The organism is Brucella pseudogrignonensis (genome assembly GCF_031454375.1).
GTDB lineage: Bacteria > Pseudomonadota > Alphaproteobacteria > Rhizobiales > Rhizobiaceae > Brucella > Brucella pseudogrignonensis_A.
On the sequence record NZ_JAVDQT010000009.1, the window covers coordinates 31,385 to 57,721 of the forward strand.

Sequence of the window (26,337 nt, forward strand, 5' to 3'; positions counted from 1 at the left end):
TTTGTACTTTATCTCCATTGATGGTTCTTCCCATGAAAAAGCCGAACATACTCATCTTGATGGTCGATCAGTTGAATGGCACATTCTTTCCTGATGGACCGGCCGAGTTCCTTCATGCTCCGCATTTGCGAAAGCTTGCCGAACGATCTGCGCGTTTTGCAAATTGTTACACGGCGAGCCCGTTATGCGCGCCGGCACGCGCTTCGTTTATGTCGGGGCAATTGCCATCGCGCACCGGCGTTTATGACAATGCGGCTGAGTTCTCGTCCGAAATACCAACCTATGCGCATCATTTGCGAAATGCTGGATATCAAACAGCCTTGTCAGGCAAAATGCATTTTGTCGGACCTGATCAATTGCATGGCTTTGAGCAGCGCTTAACGACAGATATTTATCCTGCCGATTTCGGTTGGACACCGGATTATCGCAAGCCGGGTGAGCGGATTGACTGGTGGTATCATAATCTTGGTTCCATCACAGGCGCTGGAACAGCTGAGATAACAAACCAACTCGAATATGACGACGAAGTCGCTTATCAGGCTGAGACCAAACTTTATGATCTGGCTCGCGGCCATGATGAACGCCCATGGTGCCTCACTGTGAGTTTCACGCATCCACATGATCCGTACGTGGCGAGAAAAAAGTTCTTTGATCTTTATGCAGACATTCCTGAGCTTGATCCAAAAATTGGACCATTGCCCGCAAGTGAAATTGATCCGCACAGCGAACGTTTGCTACGGGCTTGCAAGGCGGAAGACTATGACCTGACACAAGAACAGATCAGGGCAGCTCGTCAGGCCTATTTTGCTAATATTTCTTATGTCGATGATAAAATTGGCAGCATTCTTGACGTCATTGAGCGATGCGGGATGGCTGAAAATACAATTGTTGTGTTTACGTCAGATCACGGAGATATGCTCGGTGAACGCGGGCTATGGTTCAAGATGAATTTCTTTGATGGCTCTGCACGTGTGCCTTTGATGATCGCGTCGCCGCAGCTTAAGCCGAGACGGATTGAGGAAGCTGTATCAACGCTTGATGTATTGCCGACGCTTGCTGACCTCGCTGGAATAAATCTCAGCGATATCATGCCTTGGACCGATGGGGCGTCATTGGTCGATATCGCATCAGGCGCTAAATCGCGCGGCGTGGTGCCGATGGAATATGCTGCGGAAGGCACTATCGCGCCTATGGTCGCGGTGAGAGAGGGGCGATGGAAACTTAATCTGTGCAAGGCTGATCCACCGCAACTGTTTAATCTTGTAGAAGACCCGGATGAACTGATGAACCTCGCCGATGCGTTTGAATATAAGGACGTTTTTAAACGTCTTAAAACACAGGCAGAAAAGCGTTGGAATTTAGAACTTTATGATCAGCAGGTTCGGGCAAGTCAGGCGCGCCGACATGTGGTTTACACTGCGCTTCGCAATGGTGCTTACTATCCCTGGGATTATCAGCCGCTTCAAAAAGCTTCGGAGCGCTACATGCGCAACCACATGGATTTAAATATTCTTGAGGAAGCGCAACGGTTTCCAAAATAGAATCGGAGCTCTTTGATGTCCACATGCATCGCTGAGTTATGTATTTCAGTCCGAAAATGCTTGACCATTTCAATGAGCCGTTAGGTTATACGCAAGTGGAACCGGCTCAGACAGATTAGCGCCATTAATGCAGGCGCTCCAGCACGTATCGTAATAATCGCACTCAGCATGATCAGTACGGAATTAAGCATCGCACATGCTCTATCTTCCACTTTAAGTCCGAAGTCGCAGAGGATATTACGCTTTCCGGTATTGAAGTCATGCATATGATGCGAAAACAGCAAGGGGACTTCGCCTGACTAACGCCGCGTATCATTGCACACCTGTTCAGGTATTATGGTATCGCTCAATTGGCGGGTAGTCGGGCTATCTGGACTTTTGCGGATTGAGTAAGCGATTGGAAATTGGCCTTGACCGCTTGGATCGGAATATTTCACATGAGGACCGATTAATCGCTTCGATCGCTTGCTCTCCCTTTAGTGCAAACCAAGGCTAACAGAAATAATCATGCATGAAATCATTTGTCCTCACTGCAACAAGGCCTTCAAGATCGACGAAACTGGTTATGCTGATATTTTAAAGCAGGTTAGAGACGGGGATTTCGAGAAGCAACTGCATGAGCGTTTGGAATTGGCCGAGCACGACAAGCGGAACGCAGTGGAACTGGCACAGGCTAAGGTTGCTAGTGAATTACAGAAGACGACTTCTGCAAAGGATTTTGAAATCCAGGAGTTGCGCGCAAAGCTTGAAGCAGGCGAAGTTGCGCGGAAGCTTGCGGTTGCTGAGGCTTTGAGCGACGTTGAAAAGCAGCGTGATAAGCTGGTGAACGATCTTGATAACGCCAGGCGGGATCAGGAAGCGATGTCTAAACTCGCAGAGGCAAAGCTGATTTCAGAGTTGCAAAAAGCTGGCTCAATTAAGGACGCTGAAATCCAGAGCCTAAAGGCGAGACTTGAGGCGGGAGAACTTTCGCAGCAACTCGCTGTAACACAAGCGGTCAGCGCGATTGAAAGAGAACGCCAGGAGCTGAAGAACGGTCTTTCCCGGGTAGAGCTCGAAAAGAAGCTGGCTGAAACGGCTCTCAAGGACAAGTACGAAACACAGCTCCGGGATCGCGATGACGCTATTGAACGCTTGAGAGATATGAAAGCGAAGCTGTCGACAAAGATGATCGGTGAGACGCTCGAACAACACTGTGCTACCGAGTTCGACCGAATTCGAGCGACGGCCTTTCCGCGCGCTTATTTTGAGAAAGACAATGACGCGCGCAACGGTAGCAAGGGGGACTTTATCTTCCGCGATATACATGATGGCGGGTCTGAAATCGTTTCGATCATGTTCGAGATGAAGAATGAGAATGATGAGACAGCTACAAAGAAGAAGAACGAGGACTTTTTTAAAGAACTGGACAAGGATCGCAACGCTAAGGGCTGTGAGTATGCCGTATTGGTCTCACTTCTGGAACCGGAGAGCGAACTCTACAACACCGGAATTGTAGACGTCTCGCATCGTTATCAGAAAATGTACGTGGTTCGCCCGCAATTTTTTATCCCGATCATTACGCTTTTACGAAATGCGGCAATGAACTCATTGAAATACAAAACTGAACTGGCTCTGGTGAAAGCGCAAAACGTCGACATTACCAATTTCGAAAGCCAGCTTGACGATTTCAAATCAGCGTTCGGGAGAAACTGGCGTCTTGCCTCAGACGGTTTTGAAGAAGCAATCAAGCGTATTGATGAAGCTATCAAAGATTTGGAGAAAACCAAAGAAGCGCTTCATAAGTCAGCAAACAACTTACGGCTTGCAAATGACAAGGCTGAGGATTTGACGGTCAAACGACTGACGCGTGGTAATCCAACGATGGCTACGAAATTTGCTGAACTCCAGTCCGGTGTCACGGAAGGTGATTGAGAGAACTACCGATTCTTGACTGGCTATCAAAACTGCCGGCTCGCGCCCGGTGGACGGCCAGTGACACGCTTGAATGCGCGGCTGAAAGCAGCTTGAGATGTATAGCCAAGTTTATGCGCCACAGTGTCAATCGCCAGCCTGTCCCGGTTTAGCCATTGGCTGGCAAGCCGCATCCGAAGTTCGGAAGCATAGCGAAGCGGCGGAATACCAATGGTTGATTGAAAGCGCCCGGCAAAAACAGACCGGGAAATGTTGCATTCAGCCGCAAGTTCTTCCACCGACCAATGATGGCCAGGGTTTCGGTGTAGTGCAAGAATAGCGCGCGCCAGACGCGGATCACGCAAGGCAGCCACGAGACCAGAGGCATTTTCACAGCCGCATTCCACCCAGCTTCGCACGATCAGAGCGGTCATGACTTCGGCCAGTCGCGCGAGTACGCCTGCAAATCCGATCCGTCCTGAACAGATTTCATTCTTCATACTGGTGAAAATGGGTTCCAGTCCCGGATAACGGTCATTATGAGCATCCGCCAGCATGACGGGCGGCATCAGCGGACCAAGCCCCTGCATTCCGCCCAGATCGAACTCCATACAGCCATAAAATAGAATGACGCTGGGTATCGTGCTGGTACTCGGGCAGGTGTCCACCCCACAGACCGCGTCACCAAGAGCGGCTGTGGCAAAGCTGTCGATAGGTTGCACCGGGACATGATCATCGGACAGCAACGCGTGCTCTCCGCCTTGAGGCATGAGAACGGCGCTGCCTGCCGATAGCCTGTGAAGACTTCCATCTGCGCTTCTTAGCAGTGCTGTGCCTACCGCAAGGTAATGAAAATAGGCATGACCGGGTCTGTCATCAAAACTCATGCCGAACTCCGGCCCCGTCTGTATGCGGCGATATTGAACCCCGCGCAGTCGCATCCCGGACAGCAACTCGCTTACAAGGTCGGAGGATAGCGCGAAGGAGTTATGAAGAGCCATATCAGGAGTTTCTATCAAATAATCAGGTCAGTTAGTCATAGATCGTCCGTTGATTGATGTCTAGGTTCCGGTTCCAATTGATTGAAAACGGAAAGAAACTGGATGACTGATATCACTTGCTGCTCTGCATTAAGTACAGAGCCTGATGGCGTAATACATGACGAGCCCGTATCTGCTTCGTGGCTTGCAGTGTTTTCGCTGACAATGGGCGTATTCGGTCTGCTGACGGCAGAGTATTTGCCGGCAAGCCTGCTGACACCTATGGCTGCCGAGCTTGGTGTTTCTGAGGCTTTGGCAGGGCAGGCTGTTACAGTCACCGCAGTGGTGGCGCTATTTTCAGGTCTGTTTGTTCCGGTTCTGACAAGAGGGTTCGACCGGCGCATAATTCTCCTGGCCTTCTCCACGTTGATGATCGCTTCCAACTTGCTGGTGGCTGTCTCCTCCAGCATAACAATTCTGTTGATTATGCGAGTTTTTCTGGGCGTTGCTCTTGGTGGTTTCTGGGCAATGGCCGCGGCTGTCACAATGCGGCTTGTACCTCCTGTACTGCTTCCGCGCGCACTTTCCATCGTCTTTAGCGGCATTGCCGTGGGGACAGTCGTTTCAGTGCCGCTAGGCAGCTATCTGGGAGAGTTGTTCGGGTGGCGTAGCGCCTTTTATGCAGCAGCGGCTATTGGGCTCGCAACATTGTTGTTTCAGCTTTTTACTTTACCGCGGCTTGCGCCGCGCAAAACGACGGCCCGTCTCAGAACAGTGCTCGATGTCGTGATGCGTCCGGGCATTGCGATTGGCATGCTGGGCTGCATTCTCGCGCACACCGGGCATTATGCGCTGTTCACGTATATAAGGCCATTTCTCGAAAGCACCGCTGGCGTTGGTCCGGATGCGCTTGCTTTGATGCTGCTGGGCTTTGGCATAGCGAATTTTGCTGGCACTCTTTTGGGAGGCTGGTTGATGGAGCGCAGTTTGCACCTCACACTTGTGCTCATGCCAATGCTTGTTGGCATCGCGGGCCTGGCTCTTGTCTTCCTACCTGCCTCGGGCCTTGGGCTGGCCCTACTGGTGGCTTTCTGGGGATTGACGTTTGGCGGTGTTCCCGTCGCCTGGTCGACCTGGGTTGCCCGTTCAGTTCCAGATCAGGCGGAAAGCGCCGGTGGAATAGTGGTCGCCTCTGTGCAAGGGGCCATCGCTGCCGGGGCTGCAACCGGAGGTCTCATGTTCGGCTTAAGCGGCATTGTTGGCGTGTTCATAGGTGGCAGCCTGGTGATGCTGCTTGCCGCATTGCTCATAGCACTACGTGTTAAGGTAGATGCTTCGGCAGGAGATGGAACAGGTGCAGCAAAGGTTCACCTCTGAATACCCGTCGGGTGTTCTCCGACATGTCAAAACAGTCAAACCGCGCGCAGCTCTAATATTAGAAGAAGGATTTTACGATGATTGCTTTGGTAAATTCCGCCTGAATCTGCAGCGGTTTTTTGTTTGGTTTTATCCAACTCAATACATATGCCCTATTGAAAGTAAATTCAATTAACGTCCTCATGGAGGGCAGCCGGAAATCAAAAGCAAGCTCGATTTCGGGCAAAAATCTAAAAATTACGGGCTATGTTGGCATCGGTGATGGCCGCTTCCCCATTTTTCTTCAATGACCTAAACCTTGATTCTCTGCCCCATTTGCCGTTGTGGATAGAGATATCAAGTCGCTATCTTCGCAATTATTTTATCCGCAAAACTTTGCGCCGTCGGAGACAGAATCTGACCTTTTCTTTTAATGAGCGCCATTTTACGGCTGATCGTTGGTTCGTTAAGTTGCAGGACACGGGCAGACTTTGCAGATCTTGTTTTCAGTCGTGAGGCCGGCTGTACGGATGCTCCCAAACCGGCCTCAGCCATGGCTATAATGGTTTCAGCGTGAATGAACTGATAACGTGTTTCGACACTCAGTCCGAGTTTTTCCAATACATCATCGACTAATCTTCGCATTGCAGTATCGTTACTGGGGAGCAGTAAAGGCAGCTTTACAATTTCTTCCCATGACACCTGACGCCGATTTTTGGAAATCATGTGTGTGGGTATGAGCGCTTGTATAGGGTCATGCAAAATCGTCGTATAGGAAAACTCGTCATCATCAAGTTGTGGCCCAATCGCAAAATCGACCTCTTTGCGTCGCAAGGCGTCAAACAGTTCCCGTGACGTCAGTTCACGAATTGAAAGTGTGACTTCCGGGTAATCACGGATGAACTCAGTAAGAATTGGTGGCAGGTGAATAGAGGCGATGTTGGAAGAACTCGCCACTGAAAGACGGCCACGTTTAAAATCCACAAATTCACGAACCTGACGGAGCCCAAGCTGGATTTCGTAAAGCGCTTTATTGGAGCTTTCGCGTAACTTTTCACCTTCGAATGTGAGTTTAATACTGCGCGTGGTTCTTTCAAACAGCTGTGCGCCCAACTGAAGTTCGAGCTGCTTAATCTGCATGCTCACTGCGGAGTGTGAGCGATGAAGTTTTTCCGCTGCTATGCGAAAACTTCCCTCGGAAGCGACCAAAAGAAATGTTTGCAGCAGCTTGAGATTAATGTTTCCAATCAGCTCCACGATGCCTCACATTGGTTTGAAAAACTGAATAATTGGTAGAAAAATTGAACTTGTTGTACCAATCATAAAATGTCAACTTCAGCGACGTGAATGGAAAACAGCTTTCGCAGGAGGCGTAAGTATCTTCCAAAATCCATGTGGGTTTATAGGCCTCAGGGGTTTGCTCTGTGTGCGTCGCGATAAACTGCGATTGTACCAAATAGCTTCACGATCCAAAGGAGGAGTTGGATTATGATGAGGAAAAGAGTTCGTTCCGCGCGCCGGCAATTACTCGCTGCAATTGCATCATTGACCCTTGCGCCCTTAACATTCATAGGATCAGCAGTTGCACAAAGTTATCCTGACAGGACAATTAATTACATTGTGACAGCCGGCGTTGGTGGTGGCAGCGACATTCTGGCCAGAACACTCGTTCGTGTTCTTGAAGAAAAAAAGCTGCTGCCGGTGAATGTTCTGGTTGAAAACCGAACAGGCGGATCAGGCGCAATTGGCTACAATTATATTAATGCACGTCAGGGCGATCCCTATGTGCTGGGCGGTGTTGGGGTGAGCTATTTCACGACGCCGCTGCTCGGTCGGATGGCATTCAACTATAAGAGCTTTACACCTTTGGCAGCTGTCGCCCGCTCGCCATATATTCTTGCGGTTCGCACGTCGTCCCCGATTGAAAAGCTGGATGATCTGAAGTCAGCGACCGGTTTGCGCATTGGTACAGTTGGTGCTGTGTCCGATCCTGCATTGCTCAGTAAAATGGTCAATCAGCAATTGGGAACGGAAATCCGCGTTGTTCCATTTGATGGTGGTGGTGAGGTTCTTAGTGCTGTCCTTGGTGGACATCTGGACATGTTGTTCGGTAATCCCAACGAAATTCTGGAACAGGTTAAAGCCGGAACCATGCGTCCGATTGCGGTCACGTCTGGAGAGCGCATGACCTCATTGCCTGATGTGCCAACATTCAAAGAACTTGGATATGACATTGAGCACACTCAATTGCGCGGCATAATCATGCCGGGAGACGTCGATCCAAAGGTTGTTGAATATTGGGAAGGGGTGCTGAAGGCCGTTGCTAAAAGCCCGGAATGGAAGGCCGCCTATCTTGATCGTTTCAATGAGATTCCGCTCTTTCTCGACAGTGCCGGGTTTGCAGCCGAGGCCGAACAAACCGCAACGCGTTACGAAGCGATGATGCGAGACCTTAATCTCATTCAGTAATCTGACATTCAGGGCCGGACGCCAGAAATATTTATTTCTGGTGCCGGGGAGGGAAACAATTATGTTTCAGACGCGAAATCTTGATATCGCGATGTCGACAGTCTTTCTGCTATTTGGCGTTTTCGTAACCCTTGAAGGTTATGGTTACGGCTATAGCGATCATGGCGCACCGGGGGCGGGCTTCTTCCCGATCTGGATTGGTGCAGGGATTCTTGTATTTTCTGCTATCAATCTGCTGAACAGCATTCGTCGCACCAATATAGGTGATATCATTGAGCGCGCTGAAGTCGGTCGCGTACTGGCATGCAGCGCTGCTATCTCAATCTTTGTTTTTTTGTCCGGCTTAATTGGAATGATAGCCTCTGGCTTTCTTCTTATGCTTGCCGTCAGTTGGATATTCGGTCACCGCAGCCTCGGATATTTTATCCGCTACGTTGCTGTAGCAATCGTAATCACCGCAGCTCTCTATACCATTTTCGGTAAGCTGCTGGGTGTGCCGCTGCTTTGAGCGCGGCTTGAAGGATCTCCCATGTTAGAAACCTGGACCTTGCTTCTTAACGGGCTTGTTGCTGCTTCAAGTCCTTCAATATTGCTCGCGGTTTTCATCGGTGCCGTCATTGGACTTTTCATTGGCGCATTGCCGGGCCTCGGCCCCACAGCCGGCGTTGCAATTCTCCTCCCCGTTGCGGTGAGCTTTGAAGGCACCGCAGCTATCGCGGCTTTGGGTGCTGTTTATTACGGTGCCCAATATGGTGGTGCCGTCAGTGCGATCCTGTTGGGAATTCCGGGAGATTCTTCCGCAGCAATGACTGTTCTGGATGGCTACCCGCTTACCAAACAAGGAAAAGCAGGCAAAGCACTTGGCCTTTCCATTTCATCCTCGTTTATTGGTGGTTTGCTTGGGATGGTGCTTGTAACCATCTTCGCAACGACGATTGCTCAGGCCGCTCTGGCTTTCGGTCCCGTCGAGATGACAGCCGTCATGGTTTTTGCGTTATCTTTGGTCTCTACACTGGGTGGTAAAGATCAGATCAAGGCGATGGTTTCGCTTGGATTGGGATTATGGATAGGTACGATTGGACTTGATCCGATCGTCGGTATTCCACGGTTCAATTTCGGAGAGATAAGGCTTTTTGACGGAATTGCATTTTCTATTCTTGCCGTCGGCGTTTTTGGCCTCGCGGAAATGTATTCAACACGCATCATTCCGGCCAGTGAGCAGCGCCCTGCAAGGCTTCGCATCAAAGACCTCATACCGGACTTGGGCACAACCTTCCGCTGCTGGCGTGATCTGCTGGTGGGTACATTATCCGGTTTTATTCTTGGTATTCTGCCGGGTACCGGTGCAACGGCTGCAACGATGATGTCGTATGCGGTTTCCAAGCGGATATCGAAAACACCGGAGCGTTTCGGGCATGGTGCTTATGAAGGGCTTGTTTCACCAGAAGCTGCAGGAAATTCTGCGTCTTATGGCTCTATGATCCCGATGTTTGCTTTGGGTGTTCCGGGTTCTGGGACAACAGCAGTCTTGTTGGGCGGCCTTTTGATGATCGGACTCCAGCCTGGCCCGATGCTGTTTCAAACGCAGCCGCAATTTGTCTGGACGATCTTTGGTAGCTTCTACATTGGGAATATCGCTCTGGTCGCCATCACAATTTTGCTGATACCGCTTTTGGCAAGCTTTGCATTCGTCAAACAGGGCTATCTCTTCCCTGCGGTTATAGCTGTCGTTGTATTCGGTATTTATTCGATCAGCTACTCTATGTTCGATGTGATGTTGGCTGTCCTTTTCGGAATCTTCGGATACATACTATCAAAGCTTAAGTACCCTGCCGTTCCACTAATCCTCGGTATGATCCTCGGTCCAATTCTTGAAAGGGGCATCCGCCGCACACTTGTCAGCTCAGATGGCGACACGATGGTGTTTCTTCAAAGCCCGATAGCCGTAACCATTTTTCTTGCGAGCGCGATACTTCTCACATGGCCATTGATGAAAAAGCTGCTGGTTCGACGGTCGCATAAAACCACGACTGCCTGACACTAGCACGCTCTTGTCCCAACTGCCTTACTTACCCCGGGCCCCCGCGCAGGACCCGGAAGGGCGAAGCTTTGCCAAATCTGGCGCAACACGACGCACATGGTCAGTGCGTTCAGAACAGGATTAATTATGGTCTATCATCATCTTTATGAGCAGTTTTCAAAAGCCACCACCGTACGTGTTGGTGTTATTGGTGCGGGAAATTATGGTACGGCAATTGTTACGCAAGAGCCTTACACGGACAGACTGACTATTCTTGCAATAGCAGATATTTCAGTTGATGCGGCGCGAGGCGCCTTTGAAAAGGCCGGGCTTGATATGTCTCAGGTTGTTTACTGCAGCACCGTAGAAGAGGCTGAAGTCCACATTCGCGAAGGCCGGAGAGTTTACACAGATCACCCGGAAATCATTCCACAGCTCTCAGCGGTTGACATTGTTTGCGAAAGCACAGGTGTACCCGAAGCAAGTGCGCGTTTTGCTCTCGACGCGATAGCGCATCGTAAGCATGTTGCCATGATAACCAAGGACTGTGATGTTGTTGTAGGGCCTATCCTCAAGCACAAAGCGAAGGAAGCCGGCCTTGTCTATACACCGGTTGATGGCGACCAGCACGGTCTTCTGATCCAGCTTTTTGAATGGGCAAAGTCTATCGGACTAACGGTTCTTTCCGGCGGCAAAGCAACGGACGGCGAGTATGTCTATGACAAAGATGCCGGAACTGTGTCAATCAGGACTGAAAAGAAGATACATCCTCCCTATGTCGAGACGGTCAGCGTGTCGGCTGAAAATCGAAAATATCTCGATTTTATTCCCGAGGGGCAGGCCGATCTTTACACACGCAAGCGCGCCGAAATTCTAGCGCAGTTGCCGCAGCCGGGGTGCTATGATCTTTGTGAAATAACGGTTGCAGCAAACTATACCGGTATGAAGCCAGCGATCAGTTCGCTGGTCCACGCACCATTGCGCATTACCGAAATTCCGGTCGTTTATTGCGAGAAAAGCAACGGCGGAATTTTTGATCACACCGACACAATTGATCTGGCAACATGCCTGCGCGCACCGGAAGAGGCCGGGTTGGGGGGTGGTGTATTTATCGTGGTGCGCTGCGATAACAACTACTCAAACCATATTCTTACGACAAAAGGCCAGATCGCAAATTACGATGACACCGCCGCAGTTATATATCGCCCTTATCATCTATGCGGCGTTGAAACCTCAACGTCTCTGCTCATGGCGGGTCTGTTGGGGATTGATACGGGATCAGGCTCTTATTTTCCGCATTTTGATCTGGTGAAAGTTGCGGCGCGCGACATCAAGGCTGGTGAGGTCTTTGGCAATGATCATAGTCCTATGATGACCGCTTTGATTATAGAAGCCAAACCAGTCGCCATGGGAAATCCCGCTGCAGCTCATCTTCTCACCGGGAACCAGGCGGCAGTCGATATTCCTGCCGGCACCGTCATAACATACGACATGGTAGTCGAGCCTGAGAGTTCAACAATCTGGCCATTGCGCCGTGAACAGGATGCCTTGTTTCTGACCACCGTATCTCAGTCCACGTGATTTCGTGCGGGTATATTTCAATGAAAACGCTTACCCCAATTTGGGTGGTCTCTTTGGAGGGAATATAATGGATAGGCCGAGGATCGTTTTTCTTCATGCAACCACTGTGGCAATGCCTCCAGTAAAGGCAACTTTGGGTGCACTCTGGCCTGAAGCTGAAATGGTCAACTTACTTGATGATGGTCTTTCAGCGGATCGTGCGCGCGAGGCGGCAGAATTGTCCGGCGCTATGATGAGGCGCTTCATTGACCTTGGACGATACGCACAGGACATTCATGCTGATGCAATTCTTGTTACCTGTTCAGCCTTTGGTCCAGCTATTGAACGAATGGCTGCGCGGTTAACAATTCCTGTTTTCAAGCCCAATGAAGCGATGTTTCGGGAAGCACTTGCTTGCGGTCCCAGAATTGCGATGCTTGCAACATTCGCGCCTGCAATCCCAACAATGGAAAGCGAGTTTCATGAAATCGTGCGTGAAGCGGGTCAGCAAGCCGAGCTGACAAGTGTGCTGGTGGATGGTGCGTTGACATGCCTGCATGATAATGATGTCGATGGGCATGACCGTCTTATTGCCGAAGCTGCATCAGAACTTCGTAATTTTGATGCCATTATGCTTGCTCATTTCTCAACCTCGCAGGCCATCGGCGCAGTTAAAGCAGTAACAAGCATTCCGGTATTTTCAGCTCCCTGTTCGGCCATTGCAGGACTTCGTGAACGCGTTGAAGATCATAATCCGCTGAAGAGGGTAAACAATTGAGGGCGATTACAACACGTATAGCCATCGTTGCTCATGATGCGCGGAAAGAATTTGCTGTCGCGTGGGCACGACAGCATTCTGAAAAGCTTTCAGACCTCAAACTTTACGCAACAGGCACAACAGGTGAGCGCCTTCAAAGTGAAGCGGGGCTTAATATCTGCCGATTGCTCAGTGGCCCCATGGGCGGAGATGCGCAACTTGGCGGGATGATCGCAGAGGGCAAACTTGATGCTCTGATCTTTTTCATCGATCCGTTGTCGGCACTACCCCACGACGTTGATGTCAAGTCGCTGTTACGGCTTGCGATCCTTTATGACACGCCACTTGCGGTCAACCAGAGCAGCGCGAACGCTATTATCGAGACTTTGCCGGGTATAGAGGAACCAACATGACAGTATTGGGATGCATAGCAGACGATTTTACTGGCGCAACAGATATAGCCAGCTTGCTTGCCCGTTCTGGTTACCGTGTTCGTCTTCATGCCGGGTTGCCTACAGGTGAACCTGACGGCGAGGGGGCTGACTTTGAGGTGATAGCCCTTAAATGCCGAACCTCTCCCGTCAGCGAAGCAATCAAAGAGACATCTGCGGCGTTTGACTGGTTGCATCGCAGAGGGGCAAAGCGGTTTTTCTGGAAATATTGTTCGAGTTTTGACAGTACGGCACAGGGAAATATCGGACCCGTTGCTGAAATGCTTATGGCAAAAACCGGTGTCAGGCAAACGATCTATTGCCCCGCTTTTCCGGATAATGGGCGTCGCGTCTTCATGGGCAATCTTTTTCTGAACGAAACGCCGCTCGCAGAAAGCTCCATGAAAGATCATCCGCTGACGCCCATGCGCGATAGCAATGTGATGCGACTGCTCGCTCCGCAGGTTGCAGGCGCTATAGGGCTGATTTCATTGCCCGATATAGCAATGGGCGCTCAGGCAGTACGCGCGCGTCTTGCTGCTTTAAAAGAGCAAGGGGTAGCGCATATCGTTATCGATGCTGTAAGCAATGATGACCTGCAAAAGGTTGCTGCGGCCTGTTGTGATATGGAACTCCTCACCGGAGGTTCTGCACTAACTCTGGCTCTTCCGGAGCTATATCTGCAAAGTGGATTACTGGCGGAAAACGCAGAGAAAAGATCAAGCCCATCATTGGGCTTAAAAGCTATTATCTTAGCTGGCAGCGTCTCTGCTATGACCAATCTGCAAGTCGCCGAATATCTGAAAGCCGGAGGCCCAGCTCTGAAACTCGATCCGTTGAGGCTTGCAACTGATGGTTATGACTATGCTGTTGAGTGGCTGGCGTCTCAGGATCTGACACGTGCACCTATTGTTTATACGACAACCGAACCTGAGCGCGTGAAACAAATACAAGTGAAACTTGGTGTTGAGAGAGCAGGGCAACTCGTTGAAGTGGCTTTGGCCGCATGCGCGCTTGCAGCGCGTAATCTGGGAGTTCAGAGATTTGTAGTCGCTGGCGGCGAAACCTCAGGTGCTGTCACGAAGGCGCTCAAGGTAAAAGAAATGGATGTCGGTCCGGAAATTTCTCCCGGCGTACCATGGTGCTTTTGCTTGTCTGATAAGACGCAGATTGCCCTCACTTTGAAGTCGGGAAACTTTGGTGCTCCCACATTTTTCCGGGATGCTTTCCAACGTCTGGAGTCTTTATGAGTACGGAATCTAAACTTCGTGAACAGATTTGCAGTCTTGCAAAGTCAATTTTTGACCGCGGACTTACGGGTGGCTCTTCCGGCAATATTTCCGCACGAACTGACGATGGTGGCCTGCTTGTAAGTCCAAGTGGATCTAGTTTCGGGCGCCTGGATCCCGCGCGGTTAAGCCGGTTTGATGAGGCTGGACAATTGATAAGCGGAGACAGGCCAACCAAGGAAATGCCTCTTCACAGTGCGTTTTACGATACGCGGTCAGCAACGGGGGCAGTGGTACACCTCCACTCTTGTTACTCGGTAGCGCTATCCATGCTGCCTGATACAAATGAGGATGATTTCCTCCCGCCACTTACTCCTTATGCAATAATGCAGTTAGGGAAGGTAAAGCTGTTGCCATATTACATGCCCGGTGATCCCGGCATGGGTGATGCTGTTCGTGGTCTTGCTGGAAAAAGAACAGCAGTAATGCTGGCTAATCATGGGCCAGTCGTTGCCGGACTTGATGTAGAGGCCGCATGTAATGCAATAGAAGAGTTGGAGGCGACAGCAAAACTGGCAATTCTGACACGTGGGATGCACCCAATAGGCCTTAGGTGTGCGGATGTAAAACGACTGGAGAACAGATCAGACAAATAACAATCTATTTTTATATTAATCTAATGGAGGATGAAATTGTACTCAACATTAAAGACAGTTGTTTTAATGGTGGTAGCCGCTACCTCCTTCCATTTGTCCAGCGCAAGAGCTGCGGACAAGAGTTTCATTTATGTTTCAAATGCTGAAGATGGGACAATTACGAGTTATATTCTGAATGATCAGGGTATTATGCGTCAGTTGCAAGTTTTTAGGGTTGGGGGCCTTGTCATGCCGTTGGCATCTAACCCCAGGAAGAACGTTCTATATGCCGGAGTTCGTTCAGCACCTTTTAAAGTTCATTCTATGAGTATAGATCCAAAGACAGGCATCTTGACGACGTTAAATTCAGCGCCTCTGAAAGATAATATGCTGCATATTTCCACCGACAATGCGGGGAATTATCTTTTTGCATCTTCAAACAGTGGCGATTTAATTGCCATTAAATCATTGTCAGATTTAGGTGAAGCGTCACAGGAAGATATTCAGGTGATCAAATCGCTGCATTATACGCATGCAATAAAACTCGACTGGACGAACCGTTTCGCCTTTGCGCCATCATTGGGTGAGAACGCGGTAGAAAAGTTTATATTCGATGCTCGACATGGCACCTTAAGATATAATGACCCACGTAAAATTGTCTCTGACAAAAAAAGTGGACTGCGACATCTGAGCTTGTCGCCAGACAACCAACACCTCTATGTGGTTAGCCAGTTTCTTGCGACAGTTGAAGCTTTTTCTATAGATCATAAAACAGGATCATTGAAAAAAATCGGCAGTTTCGAAGGCCTTGCTGATACTACCCTTGCGCCTGGAAAACAACGCCCCCCAGTTTCACAGAATGGAGCCGCAAAGCCTGATGTTCAAGCAATTTGGGCAGCTGATATTCAAATTACACCTGATGGCAGTTTCGTTTATATAACGGAGCGAACAACGAGTCAGATAATTGGGTTTAAGAGAAACGAAAGCACCGGAGAGTTGACATATATCAATTCTTTGCAGACCGAAGAACAACCACGGTCATTTTCTATTAATAAGAAAGGCGATTTTCTTGTCGTTGCTGGGGAAAAATCCGATCATATTTCTTCTTATTCAATTAATCGGAAAGATGGGTCGTTGAAGTTAATTGATCGTCAGGCCACAGGAAAAGGTTCGGCATGGGTTGAGATTGTATCAATAGTTGTTGGAAAAAACGATTAGCCATAGAGCAATATTGATTGTCATATTCTGTATAAAATTTCCATTTCTAGCACTATTTATTATTCATGCGGTACATGAGGTGACGGTTTGGTACCAGTCTAAGACAAGTGATGCGATCAAAGATGGTTCATGCTTTTTACGATTAAATGCAATAATTATCCGGTGCGGCTAAGAATCTTGACTGGACCTCAAGCTCACAAATTCGTTAGCGGTTGTGCCTCTCTTCTCAGAGCAGAAGATGGGCTGTCCGTTCGATTGGTCTGCCCCGATGGGGTGATTCCTTTGTAATGGTAGTGCATGCTGTGTCTGCTTGCCACTGCTGGTTGACGCTGGGCCATTTTGTTTAGGCCAGACGACTGCTTCGGGTGCCGGTGGCTTGTAGCCTAGTGTTGAATGGGGCCGCACTGTGTTGTAACGCTGTTTCCAGTTTTCGATGATGATCTTGTTTGGTGGGCAATCGATTCACCGGATCGATTGCTTTTCCACCTCACCCTTGAGCGTGTAGAAGATTTCGCCGTTGAGCAGTTCGTCACGGAGTTTGAAGTTGAAGCTCTCCCAATAGCCGTTTTCCCAAGGACTGCCCGGCATGATATAGGCGGTCTTGGCACCGACTGCTGCGATCCACTCCCGTAGCGCCTTGGCGATGAACTCCGGCCTATTGTCGGAACGAATATGGGTGGGGACACCGCGAAAGATGAAGAGGTCGGAAAGCACGTCGATGACACCGGCGGACTTCAGCTTGCTCTCGACCCTGATAGCGATGCATTCCCGCGTGAACTCATCGATCGCGTTGAGCATGCGGACTTCCTGCCGTTATGCGTCCGGTCCTCGACAAAGTTGCAGGACCAGACATGATTTGGGTATCCCAGTCGAAGCTGCATGCACGAGCTGTCGTTCAGCCACAGTCGGCTGCGTTTCGGTTGCTTGCGCGGCACTTTCAGCCCCTCCCGTCGCCAGATGCGCTCAACCCGCCTGACGTTCACGATCCAGCCAGCCTGGTGCAGCATCGCCGTTATGCGACGATAGCCATAGCGACCAAACTTAAGGGCGAGTGCATGATGTCCGCAGTCAACGCTGCTTTATCATCCGGCGGCTTGGCGATCTTGCGCTGCGTGGAACGAGGCTGGCCCAAAGCCCGGCACACCCATCTCTCGTGCTCCTTTATTCCATCTATCACATCGTGCACGCAAGCGCGGCGATGGGCGGGGCTCAGACGTTTCCCTTGAAGGCCTCGGCAAGGATCATCTAATCCAGTATGAGATCAGGAACAGCCCGCCTCAGCCGTTTATTCTCTGCCTCAGTTCCTTCAATCGCTTAACCTGATCGCCATTCAAGCCACCGTAGTCGGAACGCCATCGGTAATATGTGACTTCCGTCACGCCGATCGACCGGATCGCTTCCGCTATCTATTTTCCCTGCGCATACAACACGTCAATCTGACGAAGCTTGGTGACGATCTCTTTTGCCTTATGTCTTTTCGCTGCCATTTCAATGTCCTTCTGAGGCTCATAAGCCATACTTTATGTAGGGTCACTTTTCAGGGCGCAGACCAGTTCCCATTACATGTGCAATTTGCGCCGTGTGAAAGCTTAATTGCGGACAAGTTTGATAACTAAGCTTCGGTAATATTGCTCAATGGTGAACCCACACTCCCTGAAAAGCCTCTATAGCGCTGATGGCTGCGGGTAAGGTGAGCCTGCATCGCATTGCGGGCTTTTTCCGTGTCGCCTGAGCTGATCGCTTCGCAAATAGCGCGATGCTCTACAACCGTGTTCTGAATATATTCCGGCGTGATCAGAGCGGGGTTGAGATTGCGTGAGAACGCGGGCTGCGGCAGCATTTTCACGCTCATTACGCTGAAAAATTCGATGAAAGCAAGGTTGTTTGTAGCTTCCGCTATGCATCGATGGAAAACAAAATCAAGTTCATCTAATGCCGCTTCGTCATCCTGCGAGTTCTCAAACTGTTTAAGAGCCTCCCACATTTTAGCTTCCTGTGCCCATGATCTGCGCTGAGCAGCTAACCCGGCCGCATGAACCTCAAATGCCATTCGTAATTCAAGCAAGTCCATAAAGGGTAGGGATAAAAGACCGAGCGGCTCCAGAATGGTGGAGGCTTCGCCGGGTGCGACAATGGCTTTGTCCTGATCGCGAACAAAGATACCCACTCCGTGTTTCGCCTCCAGCAATCCGTCTGAGCGTAAGGCTGCAATCGCTTCGCGAATAACCGTTCGGCTGACGCCAAGCGTGTCGCCGAGCTCTGCCAAAGTGGGGAGCTTGTCTCCATTTTGGAGTGTTCCATCGGTAATCAGCGCCTTGAGATTGTCAATCGTTCGCGATGTCAGTGTTTTCAATGAAAATCTATCCCGCTCAATTCATTTTCTCATCTCTCAGCTTTGTTACGATGCCTTCACGAAAGAAGCAAGATATTATCATTGATAAGGTGATATTATCTCCTGCTAAATTCGTTTGCCTTTTGGTTAAAATTTGTATGAATTCAGATTCCTGAGCCCAAGAAAATCCAATCCAAGATGTGCATTTCAAAAAGAGATTCCATTTAAAAATTTATCAGACAGAAACTAATTATACAGGGCGGAACCTTGATAAGACATTATTTTAAAACAATAAAATGCAGCTCTTGAATATGTCGCAAACGCTGTACGACATCTCATAATCCATCTTGACAAGAAGTAATATTTCCGCGAATTTGATGTCATAACAAAACCGCAAGTGATAATATCACATTCTTTCTATGTCACATAACAGGTGATCAAAGCAGGAATTGCGGAAAACAATAAGGGGAAACATGATGGGATCGGTTTCATCCAGGCTAAAAGAACTCGGTATCACTATTCCTGAGATCACTGCACCAAACGGCACATATGTCCCGTTCAGGCTCAGCGGTGATACGCTCTATATCTCGGGGCAGGTTCCGCGCGTTGACGGTATTGATTGCTATATTGGCTTGGTGGGTGGCACGATGGATGTGAAAGAGGCTTACCAGGCAGCCCGCATCTGTGCGCTTAATATTCTAGCGCGTGTGTCCACTGCGCTTGAAGGCGATCTTGACCGCATTAATGCTTGTCTGCAAGTGCGCGGCTTTGTGAATGCAGTGCCCGATTTTAAGGATCATCCAGCTGTCATTGATGGGGCTTCTGATCTTCTCGTTGAAATTCTTGGCGAGAAAGGTCGTCACGCGCGTACTGCTTTGGGTGCAGGCTCCTTGCCGCGTGGTTTCGCCGTTGAAGTCGATGCGATTTTTGAGGTTCGGGCTTAAAGCGCTGTTTCCATTCTGCTGATATAACGAAGCGAGAGTTAGATGACTGACAAAGCCATCAAGATGAGTGCGGTCAACAAATGGTATGGCCAGCTTCACGTCCTCAGAGACATCAATCTGGAGGTTAATCGCGGCGAGCATATCGTGCTGTGCGGTCCTTCCGGTTCTGGAAAATCCACGCTGATACGCTGCATTAATTTCCTCGAAGAAATACAAGATGGTATAATTGATGTGAATGGAACCCGTTTGGGCAACAAAGGAGCGAATGTCGATCATATTCGCCGCGATGTCGGGATGGTCTTTCAGCAGTTTAATTTGTTTCCGCATATGACCGTGCTGGAAAATTGCATGCTCGCTCCGCGCCGCGTGCACAAGTCGTCGACGCCGGCTGCGAAAGAGAAAGCAATGCATTTTCTCAACCGCGTCCATATTGCGGATCAGGCCAACAAGTATCCAGCTCAGCTATCCGGTGGGCAGCAGCAGCGGGTTGCCATTGCGCGCGCACTTTGTATGGACCCCAAGATCATGCTTTTTGACGAACCGACTTCAGCGCTTGATCCCGAGATGGTCAAAGAGGTGCTTGATACTATGGTATGTCTTGCTGATGATGGCATCACGATGATCTGTGTAACCCATGAAATGGGTTTTGCGCGCGCAGTTGCCCATCGCGTGATTTTCATGGATCGCGGCGAGATTATCGAAAGCGCTCCACCCAACGAATTTTTCAGCAATCCCAAACATGAGCGCGCCAAAGCGTTTCTCGGGCAGATTCTCAACCACTGACAATAAGGGGAACAAAGGTGATAAGTGGGAGATAGCGAATGCATTATATATTTGACTTTGGACCAGTCTTGGCAGCATGGCCGGCGCTCGTTAATGGCGCAATCCTGACGCTGAAAATATCGTCCACGTCGATGATTTTGGGCCTGCTGCTCGGTATTGTTTTCATGCTTATGCGCATGAGCTCGATCAGGCCAATTGCGCTTATCGCGTTTGGCTATATCGAACTGATCCGGAATACTCCTTTTCTCGTGCAGTTGTTTTTTATCTTTTTTGGCATGCCTTCCATGGGGATCACGCTGACTGCTGAACAGGCGGCAATTTTGGCGATGACGCTGAATTGCGCGGCCTATGCTGCTGAAATTGTTCGCGGTGGTGTTGAATCAATCAAGGTTGGGCAGGTTGAAGCTGGCAAGGCATTGGGGCTTCATACATTCGATATTTACCGCTTCATTATCTTCCGCCCCGCCATTCGCGCAGTCTACCCCGCTTTGTGCAGTCAGTTCATTCTGATGATGCTCAATTCAAGCCTGGTGGCATCCATCTCTGCGGAAGAACTGACCTATGTGGGACAGATGATCGATTCAGAAACGTTCCGAAGTTTTGAGGTCTATTTCATACTGGGCGTTATCTATCTTGCACTATCGCAGTTCTTCTCCATCGTTCTGCAATTCATCGGCAGAACCTACTTTTCCTATCCGACGAAGTGAGGCTTAGCGATGATCCGTAGTTTTGGTTCAGGAGAATTCTTTTTCATCCTTGAAGGCGCACGCTGGACGGTCTTGTTGTCAATCCTCGCTTTTACTTTCGGAGGGCTTGCGGGCTTAATGGTTGCGCTTGGGCGTACCAGCCGGATGAAATGGCTGCGTTATACGATGGCCACCTATATCCAGATTTTCCAGGGTACACCGCTGCTTATCCAGCTCTTCTTTGTCTATTTTGGCTTGCCGCTGTTGGGCCTTCGTGTCGATGTTTGGGTAGCCATGATCGTCGGACTTTCGCTGCATGCCAGTGCGTTTCTAGGCGAAATCTGGCGTGGAAGTATTGAAGCTGTTCCGACCGGTCAGGACGAGGCTGCACGTGCGCTCGGCGTTGGATATTTTGATCGTATGAAGGATGTCGTACTGCCACAGGCATTTCGCATCGGTCTGCCCGCGACCATCGGATTTCTGGTCAATCTTATCAAGGGAACAGCGTTAGCCGCATTGCTTGGGCTGACCGAGCTCACGCGATCAGGACAGCTCATGGCAAATATCACTTTCGAGCCGATGAAAGTCTTTGGAACGGTGGGTCTCATGTATTTCGTCATTTGTGTTCCGCTCACTTACTACAGCGCCCGGATCGAGAAGCGCCTCAACGCGTCACGTTAAATCAACAATAAATAAACCAGAGGTAAGAACATGTTTTCGAAGATCGCATTTAGTCTGGCAGCAGGAGTTGTTGCATCTCTTTGGGCTTCGGGTACTGCACTGGCTGCATCACCTGACGAAATCAAAGCCAAGGGTGTCGCCGTTGTTGGGGTTCAGATGGACCAGTTTCCATGGGGCTTTATTGACGAGAATGGCAAAAATGGTGGCTACGACATTGAAGTCGCCAATCTGATTGCCAAGGAGCTTGGAGTCGAGGTCAAGTTCGAACGCGTTACCGGCCAAAACCGTATTCCATTGCTAACCAATGGTATGGTTGATTTCCTTGTGCCATCTATGACGGTCACGCCGGAACGCGCCAAGGTCATTCAGTTTGCTCTGCCTTACTCCGCAAATGACATCACTGTTTGGGGTAAAAAAGACCTCGCCATTAAAGGCAATGAAGATCTTGCCAACTATACAATAGGTGTCAACCGAGGCAGCGCGTTTGAGCCGATCCTTAGAAGGGTTGCACCAGCGGGCACAAAAACCAAAGGTTTCGATGATGATGCAACAACCGTGCAAGCCCTTTTGTCTGGACAGGTAGACGCTATTCTTGGAAGTCTGACCTATGGTTTGGTGATCGACAGCACGGGGAATGGCGATAACTATGACCGCAAGTATAAGGCTGCAGATAATATTCAATCCATGGCTGTTCGTAAGGGCGACCAGGAAATGCTCGACTATCTCAATGATTTCGTAACGCGGCATAATGCCGACGGATCATTGGATGCGCTTTATAAAAAGTGGATTGGTGTTGATCGCCCAAAACTACCAACCGAGCTTGATGGTGTAGACTTTACGGGCAAGCAATAGTTATCCCGTGATTTGAGTTAGATTGTGTGCGGCGCTAACCGTACACCACCACCAAAGCATGCACATTCGACGACATTGAACCCGCAAAGGATATTTGCGGGAACCGATAGACACGTGCCGCTTTACAGCTTTCCAGCTGCGCCCGCACATACCGTATTGATCTCTTTCTGGGAGTTAAGCAAGAACATGACGATAGATGGCAAACTGATCAGGGTTGGTGTCGATATTGGCGGAACCTTTACTGATGTGGCGATGGAAGTTGGTGAGACTCTTCATTCGACCAAGGTGCTGACGGATTACGCATTTCCGGAAAACGCGATCATCAAAGCCATTGCTGAAGTGGCTGAAAAAGCTGGAGTTAAGCTTGAGCAGATCGACACCGTTATTCACGGCACAACACTTGCTACGAATGCGTTGATTGAGCGGCGCGGTGCCAAGACGGCACTGGTGACGACAAAGGGCTTCCGTGACGTTATCGAAATGCGCACTGAAAGTCGCTTCGAGCAGTATGATCTGGATATTGTCCTGCCAGCACCACTTGTTCCGCGCAATGACCGATTGGTAATCGATGAGCGTATTGGAGCAACGGGAGAAATTCTTAAGCCGCTTGATGAGAAGGAAGTCGACACGCTCTGCGACCGTATTATTGCGGAAGGCTATGAAAGCGTCGCCGTCGGATTTATTCATTCATATCTCAACGGAGAACATGAACGCCGCTTCCGTGATCGGTTGTTGGCGAAAAAGCCTGATCTGTCGGTGTCCATCTCATCGGAAGTGTCGCCACAGATGCGCGAGTTCCAGCGCTTCAATACGGTTTGTGCGAACGCCTATGTAAAGCCGCTGATGGCTTCTTATCTCAATCGTCTTGTTGGCCGTTTGCGCGAAGAGGGGCTGGTCTCTCCTGTCTTCATGATCCATTCGGGTGGTGGTATCATTAGTATTGAAAGTGCGATTGAATTTCCGGTTCGTCTGCTTGAATCGGGACCCGCAGGAGGCGCTATCTTTGCGGCCTATATTGCGGCCAACCACAAGCTTGATCAGGTCGTTTCCTACGATATGGGTGGGACAACCGCCAAAATCTGTTTGATCGAACAACAGGTTCCTAAGACGTCGAAGACCTTTGAAGTGGCACGTACATATCGCTTCAAGAAGGGTAGCGGCATGCCAATTTCTATTCCGGTTATCGAAATGGTCGAGATCGGCGCCGGTGGCGGCTCGATTGCAACGGTGGATTCGATGCGTCAGATCCGCGTTGGTCCGCATAGTGCTGGCTCAGAACCGGGCCCTGCATGCTATGATCGTGGTGGTATTCATCCAACCGTTACGGATGCTGATGTTATTCTCGGTCGCCTTGATCCCGACAGCTTCGCTGGTGGTGCCATGAAGCTGTCGCGCAATGCGTCTGAAAAGGCGATGGAAGCTGATATTGGAAGTAAACTCGGTTCAGATGTTGCAACCTCTGCTTATGGTTTGAGTGAAGTCGTTGACGAGAACATGAGCAACGCAGCGCGCATGCATGCGGTCGAAAACGGCAAGGAATTATCGGAATTCACAATGATTGCCTTCGGTGGAGCAGCGCCTGTTCATGCGGCACGTCTTTGCGAAAAGCTCGGTGTTAATGATCTTCTCATTCCACCCGGTGCAGGCGTCGGCTCGGCAATCGGCTTTCTGCGCGCTCCTTTTGGTTTTGAATCTGTCCGCAGTGCCTATAGTCGCCTGAGCCGTTTTGATGGCACCGCGATCAACACGGTCATCCGCGAACTGGTCGAGGAAGCAACGTCCTTTGTCCGTTCGGGTGCGCCTGATGCGAACCCATCGCTCGAATGTACGGCCTACATGCGCTATGCGGGTCAAGGCTGGGAAGTACCCGTAACTATCGAAGTTCGTGACTATCAGGATGCGGATGCTGGTCTTTTCCGCGGTCTTTTCGATGAATGCTATGAACGTTTCTTCGGTCGTGTGATTGATGATCTGGACGTTGAAATCGTGAGCTGGTCGTTACGTGCAAGCGCAGATGCGGCCGCTCCATCACCTGCAAAGCCTGTAAACAAACAGTCGCGGGCATCCGTGTCTGGTCAGCGTCAGATATTCGATGTTCTCGAAGAGCGCTTTCTGGATGCCTCTGTGGTTGAACGTGCTGATATGAAACCGGGTGATTGGATCGCCGGACCTGCGGTCATTACAGAACGCGAAACATCAACCATTGTGACTGCTAGCCGCGAAGTGGTCATGCAGGCCGATGGATGCCTGTTATTGCGCGCAAAAGCTGCTTGAGGAATGTTATCATGACAAAGAAACCTATTTCAGACGTCCATATGCAGATCATGTGGAACCGACTTATTTCTGTTGTTGAAGAACAGGCAGTGACGCTCATCCGCACCGCTTTCAGTACGAGTGTGCGTGAATCCGGCGATCTTTCGGCGGGTGTTTTCAACCGCGCTGGTTTGATGATCGCTCAGGCCGTCACCGGCACCCCTGGACACGTCAATGCCATGGCGGAAGCAGTCGGCCATTTCATCAATGACATTGGCCGTGAGAATATTTTTGAGGGTGATGTTTACATTACCAATGACCCATGGAAGGGCACAGGACATCTGCACGACTTTACCGTCGTGTCGCCAAGCTTTCGCAAAGGCGAGTTAACCGGCTTTTTTGCCTGTACGGCACACGTTGTTGATGTCGGCGGCCGTGGTTTTGGACCCGACGCAAATGAAGTTTATGAGGAAGGCATTTTTGTGCCGATCATGAAGTTTGCGGAACGCGGTGTGGTCAATAAGGACCTCGTCAATATTCTGCGCAACAACGTGCGTGAAAGCCATCAGGTTGTTGGTGACGTCTATTCGCTTGCCGCTTGTAATGAAATCGGTCATCGCCGTCTGATGGACATGATGGATGAATTTCATCTCGACGACCTTGAGGGACTGGCTGAATTCATTTTCAAGCGCAGCTATGATGCAACGCTCGAACGGCTTGCTGCTTTGCCGCATGGATCCTATTCCAATGTCATGCGGGTCGATGGTTATCTTGATCCCATCGACATTGTTGTCCGCCTTGATGTGCATTCCGATCATATTCTGGCCGACTTCGCTGGGACATCCGCGCCAAGCCCTAAGGGGATTAACTGTCCGTTGATCTATTCAGCAGCCTATGCATGCTATGGCTTGAAATGTTCCCTTGCACCGGAAATTCCGAACAATCATGCCTCGCTGTTGCCATTCAAGGTGACTGCGCCGAAAGACTGTATTCTTAATGCGCAGCGTCCGGCACCTGTTTCAGTCCGCCACGTTCTTGGTCATCTCGTGCCCGATGCGGTACTTGGTGCGGTTCACAAGATGCTACCGGGAAAAATTCCGGCGGAAGGTTCCGGTGCCTTGTGGAACCTTCATGTCAGTGCGCGGCCATTGACCGGGGAAAATGCGCCAAAGAATGGCGGACATCGTGCCGAAGTCTTATTGTTTAATAGTGGTGGAACGGGTGCGCGTCCGCAACTCGACGGTTTAAGTGCCACCGCCTTTCCAAGTGGCGTTCATTCGATGTCGATTGAAGCCACCGAACATGTCGGCCCGGTTATATTCTGGCGTAAGGAATTGCGCGACGGATCTGGTGGTGCAGGTCAATATCGTGGTGGTCTTGGGCAGGTTGTTGAGATTGCGCCGACCGAAGGGCATGAAATTTACTTTAACGCCATGTTCGATCGCATCAAGCATCCGCCGCGTGGTCGTGAAGGTGGCGAAGATGGAGCCGCCGGAGCTGTCGTGCTCGATGACGGCACAGTCCTTAATGCCAAGGGCAGACAGCATGTGCCCGCTGGTCGCCGTCTTATCCTGGAGCTACCCGGTGGCGGCGGTTATGGCCCTGTCGAGAAGCGGTGTGAAGAGGCCGTGCAACGTGATCTCGAATTTGACTATGTCATAAGCCGGTAATTGCAAGACTTTCAGAAGCCGCCGCATGGGCGGCTTCTTTTGTCTCA

22 protein-coding genes and 1 pseudogene are annotated in these 26,337 nt (G+C 50.1%); 19 read left to right on the forward strand and 4 right to left on the reverse strand.

The genetic code is table 11. The annotated features are described in order from the left end of the window. Window positions 1–32 precede the first annotated feature (32 nt). Together betC and J2782_RS19355 are read left to right on the forward strand one after the other, a co-directional pair. On the forward strand, window positions 33–1,541 hold the full coding sequence (gene betC / locus J2782_RS19350; RefSeq protein ID WP_310015528.1) for a choline-sulfatase: 1,509 nt from the start codon (window positions 33–35) through the stop codon (window positions 1,539–1,541). A gap of 507 nt (window positions 1,542–2,048) precedes the next feature. Next, window positions 2,049–3,455 (forward strand): DUF2130 domain-containing protein, encoded by a 1,407-nt coding sequence (locus J2782_RS19355; protein WP_310015529.1) that lies wholly within the window; start codon window positions 2,049–2,051, stop codon window positions 3,453–3,455. A 26-nt stretch (window positions 3,456–3,481) separates the two neighbouring features. Here the strand turns inward: J2782_RS19355 and J2782_RS19360 are convergent, their stop codons facing one another. Next, a complete protein-coding gene (locus J2782_RS19360; RefSeq protein ID WP_310015531.1) occupies window positions 3,482–4,435 on the reverse strand; it encodes an AraC family transcriptional regulator in 954 nt (317 codons plus the stop codon). 102 nt (window positions 4,436–4,537) lie between these two features. Here J2782_RS19360 and J2782_RS19365 point away from each other — a divergent pair, with 102 nt between their 5' ends. Further along, entirely contained in the window at window positions 4,538–5,791 is a 1,254-nt protein-coding gene (locus tag J2782_RS19365) for an MFS transporter (protein ID WP_310015534.1), read from the forward strand. Between the two features lie 336 nt (window positions 5,792–6,127). Here the strand turns inward: J2782_RS19365 and J2782_RS19370 are convergent, their stop codons facing one another. Further along, a complete protein-coding gene (locus J2782_RS19370; RefSeq protein WP_310015536.1) occupies window positions 6,128–7,027 on the reverse strand; it encodes a LysR family transcriptional regulator in 900 nt (299 codons plus the stop codon). A 231-nt stretch (window positions 7,028–7,258) separates the two neighbouring features. On the opposite strand from J2782_RS19370, the gene J2782_RS19375 reads away from it, so the two are divergent. The 9 genes from J2782_RS19375 to J2782_RS19415 all read left to right on the forward strand — a co-directional run bounded on the left by J2782_RS19375 (window position 7,259) and on the right by J2782_RS19415 (window position 16,089). Then, the gene (locus J2782_RS19375) at window positions 7,259–8,239 is read left to right on the forward strand and encodes a Bug family tripartite tricarboxylate transporter substrate binding protein (RefSeq protein ID WP_310015538.1); all 981 of its coding nucleotides are present in this window, start codon (window positions 7,259–7,261) and stop codon (window positions 8,237–8,239) included. A 61-nt stretch (window positions 8,240–8,300) separates the two neighbouring features. Then, a complete protein-coding gene (locus J2782_RS19380; protein WP_310015540.1) occupies window positions 8,301–8,747 on the forward strand; it encodes a tripartite tricarboxylate transporter TctB family protein in 447 nt (148 codons plus the stop codon). A 21-nt stretch (window positions 8,748–8,768) separates the two neighbouring features. Then, complete coding sequence (locus J2782_RS19385; protein WP_310015542.1) at window positions 8,769–10,277, forward strand: tripartite tricarboxylate transporter permease; 1,509 nt, start codon at window positions 8,769–8,771, stop codon at window positions 10,275–10,277. 129 nt (window positions 10,278–10,406) lie between these two features. Then, on the forward strand, window positions 10,407–11,840 hold the full coding sequence (locus J2782_RS19390; protein ID WP_310015545.1) for an NAD(P)H-dependent oxidoreductase: 1,434 nt from the start codon (window positions 10,407–10,409) through the stop codon (window positions 11,838–11,840). Between the two features lie 67 nt (window positions 11,841–11,907). Further along, on the forward strand, window positions 11,908–12,597 hold the full coding sequence (locus J2782_RS19395) for an aspartate/glutamate racemase family protein (protein ID WP_310015546.1): 690 nt from the start codon (window positions 11,908–11,910) through the stop codon (window positions 12,595–12,597). 5 nt (window positions 12,598–12,602) lie between these two features. Then, complete coding sequence (locus J2782_RS19400; protein WP_310015665.1) at window positions 12,603–12,989, forward strand: methylglyoxal synthase; 387 nt, start codon at window positions 12,603–12,605, stop codon at window positions 12,987–12,989. After that, a complete protein-coding gene (otnK, locus tag J2782_RS19405; protein WP_310015548.1) occupies window positions 12,986–14,257 on the forward strand; it encodes a 3-oxo-tetronate kinase in 1,272 nt (423 codons plus the stop codon). Before J2782_RS19400 ends, otnK begins: the two co-directional genes overlap by 4 nt. After that, window positions 14,254–14,892, forward strand: a complete 639-nt coding sequence (gene otnC / locus J2782_RS19410) for a 3-oxo-tetronate 4-phosphate decarboxylase (protein WP_310015550.1) — start codon at window positions 14,254–14,256, stop codon at window positions 14,890–14,892. The genes otnK and otnC overlap by 4 nt, the downstream gene beginning before the upstream one ends. 36 nt (window positions 14,893–14,928) lie before the next feature. After that, window positions 14,929–16,089, forward strand: a complete 1,161-nt coding sequence (locus tag J2782_RS19415) for a beta-propeller fold lactonase family protein (RefSeq protein WP_310015553.1) — start codon at window positions 14,929–14,931, stop codon at window positions 16,087–16,089. A gap of 315 nt (window positions 16,090–16,404) precedes the next feature. Here J2782_RS19415 and J2782_RS19420 read toward each other — a convergent pair. Together J2782_RS19420 and J2782_RS19425 are read right to left on the reverse strand one after the other, a co-directional pair. Further along, a pseudogene (locus J2782_RS19420) lies at window positions 16,405–17,576 on the reverse strand (IS3 family transposase); the annotation flags it as partial. Between the two features lie 125 nt (window positions 17,577–17,701). Continuing rightward, complete coding sequence (locus J2782_RS19425) at window positions 17,702–18,442, reverse strand: FadR/GntR family transcriptional regulator (RefSeq protein ID WP_310015555.1); 741 nt, start codon at window positions 18,440–18,442, stop codon at window positions 17,702–17,704. A 455-nt stretch (window positions 18,443–18,897) separates the two neighbouring features. Here J2782_RS19425 and J2782_RS19430 point away from each other — a divergent pair, with 455 nt between their 5' ends. The 7 genes from J2782_RS19430 (at window position 18,898) to J2782_RS19460 (ending at window position 26,290) form a co-directional block, all read left to right on the forward strand. Next, entirely contained in the window at window positions 18,898–19,365 is a 468-nt protein-coding gene (locus J2782_RS19430; RefSeq protein ID WP_310015667.1) for a RidA family protein, read from the forward strand. A gap of 42 nt (window positions 19,366–19,407) precedes the next feature. Next, entirely contained in the window at window positions 19,408–20,148 is a 741-nt protein-coding gene (locus J2782_RS19435) for an amino acid ABC transporter ATP-binding protein (protein WP_310015556.1), read from the forward strand. Window positions 20,149–20,186: 38 nt separating this feature from the next. Then, window positions 20,187–20,855 carry an amino acid ABC transporter permease gene (locus tag J2782_RS19440; protein ID WP_310015557.1) on the forward strand — a complete coding sequence of 223 codons (669 nt, stop codon included), beginning with the start codon at window positions 20,187–20,189 and terminating at the stop codon, window positions 20,853–20,855. A gap of 9 nt (window positions 20,856–20,864) precedes the next feature. Next, on the forward strand, window positions 20,865–21,515 hold the full coding sequence (locus tag J2782_RS19445; protein WP_250043421.1) for an amino acid ABC transporter permease: 651 nt from the start codon (window positions 20,865–20,867) through the stop codon (window positions 21,513–21,515). Between the two features lie 30 nt (window positions 21,516–21,545). After that, complete coding sequence (locus J2782_RS19450) at window positions 21,546–22,367, forward strand: transporter substrate-binding domain-containing protein (protein ID WP_310015558.1); 822 nt, start codon at window positions 21,546–21,548, stop codon at window positions 22,365–22,367. Window positions 22,368–22,553: 186 nt separating this feature from the next. Further along, entirely contained in the window at window positions 22,554–24,641 is a 2,088-nt protein-coding gene (locus tag J2782_RS19455) for a hydantoinase/oxoprolinase family protein (RefSeq protein WP_310015559.1), read from the forward strand. Window positions 24,642–24,652: 11 nt separating this feature from the next. Next, complete coding sequence (locus J2782_RS19460) at window positions 24,653–26,290, forward strand: hydantoinase B/oxoprolinase family protein (RefSeq protein ID WP_310015560.1); 1,638 nt, start codon at window positions 24,653–24,655, stop codon at window positions 26,288–26,290. The last annotated feature ends 47 nt before the right edge of the window (window positions 26,291–26,337 follow it).

Coding starts and splice junctions, on each gene's coding strand:
- J2782_RS19460 (WP_310015560.1), top strand. CDS start 24,653: ATGACAAAGAAACCTATTTCAGACGTCCATATGCAGATCATGTGGAAC.
- J2782_RS19445 (WP_250043421.1), top strand. CDS start 20,865: ATGATCCGTAGTTTTGGTTCAGGAGAATTCTTTTTCATCCTTGAAGGC.
- otnC (WP_310015550.1), top strand. CDS start 14,254: ATGAGTACGGAATCTAAACTTCGTGAACAGATTTGCAGTCTTGCAAAG.
- J2782_RS19450 (WP_310015558.1), top strand. CDS start 21,546: ATGTTTTCGAAGATCGCATTTAGTCTGGCAGCAGGAGTTGTTGCATCT.
- J2782_RS19440 (WP_310015557.1), top strand. CDS start 20,187: ATGCATTATATATTTGACTTTGGACCAGTCTTGGCAGCATGGCCGGCG.
- J2782_RS19380 (WP_310015540.1), top strand. CDS start 8,301: ATGTTTCAGACGCGAAATCTTGATATCGCGATGTCGACAGTCTTTCTG.
- otnK (WP_310015548.1), top strand. CDS start 12,986: ATGACAGTATTGGGATGCATAGCAGACGATTTTACTGGCGCAACAGAT.
- J2782_RS19365 (WP_310015534.1), top strand. CDS start 4,538: ATGACTGATATCACTTGCTGCTCTGCATTAAGTACAGAGCCTGATGGC.
- J2782_RS19430 (WP_310015667.1), top strand. CDS start 18,898: ATGGGATCGGTTTCATCCAGGCTAAAAGAACTCGGTATCACTATTCCT.
- J2782_RS19355 (WP_310015529.1), top strand. CDS start 2,049: ATGCATGAAATCATTTGTCCTCACTGCAACAAGGCCTTCAAGATCGAC.
- J2782_RS19395 (WP_310015546.1), top strand. CDS start 11,908: ATGGATAGGCCGAGGATCGTTTTTCTTCATGCAACCACTGTGGCAATG.
- J2782_RS19375 (WP_310015538.1), top strand. CDS start 7,259: ATGATGAGGAAAAGAGTTCGTTCCGCGCGCCGGCAATTACTCGCTGCA.
- J2782_RS19390 (WP_310015545.1), top strand. CDS start 10,407: ATGGTCTATCATCATCTTTATGAGCAGTTTTCAAAAGCCACCACCGTA.
- J2782_RS19360 (WP_310015531.1), bottom strand. CDS start 4,435: ATGGCTCTTCATAACTCCTTCGCGCTATCCTCCGACCTTGTAAGCGAG.
- J2782_RS19385 (WP_310015542.1), top strand. CDS start 8,769: ATGTTAGAAACCTGGACCTTGCTTCTTAACGGGCTTGTTGCTGCTTCA.
- J2782_RS19455 (WP_310015559.1), top strand. CDS start 22,554: ATGACGATAGATGGCAAACTGATCAGGGTTGGTGTCGATATTGGCGGA.
- betC (WP_310015528.1), top strand. CDS start 33: ATGAAAAAGCCGAACATACTCATCTTGATGGTCGATCAGTTGAATGGC.
- J2782_RS19435 (WP_310015556.1), top strand. CDS start 19,408: ATGACTGACAAAGCCATCAAGATGAGTGCGGTCAACAAATGGTATGGC.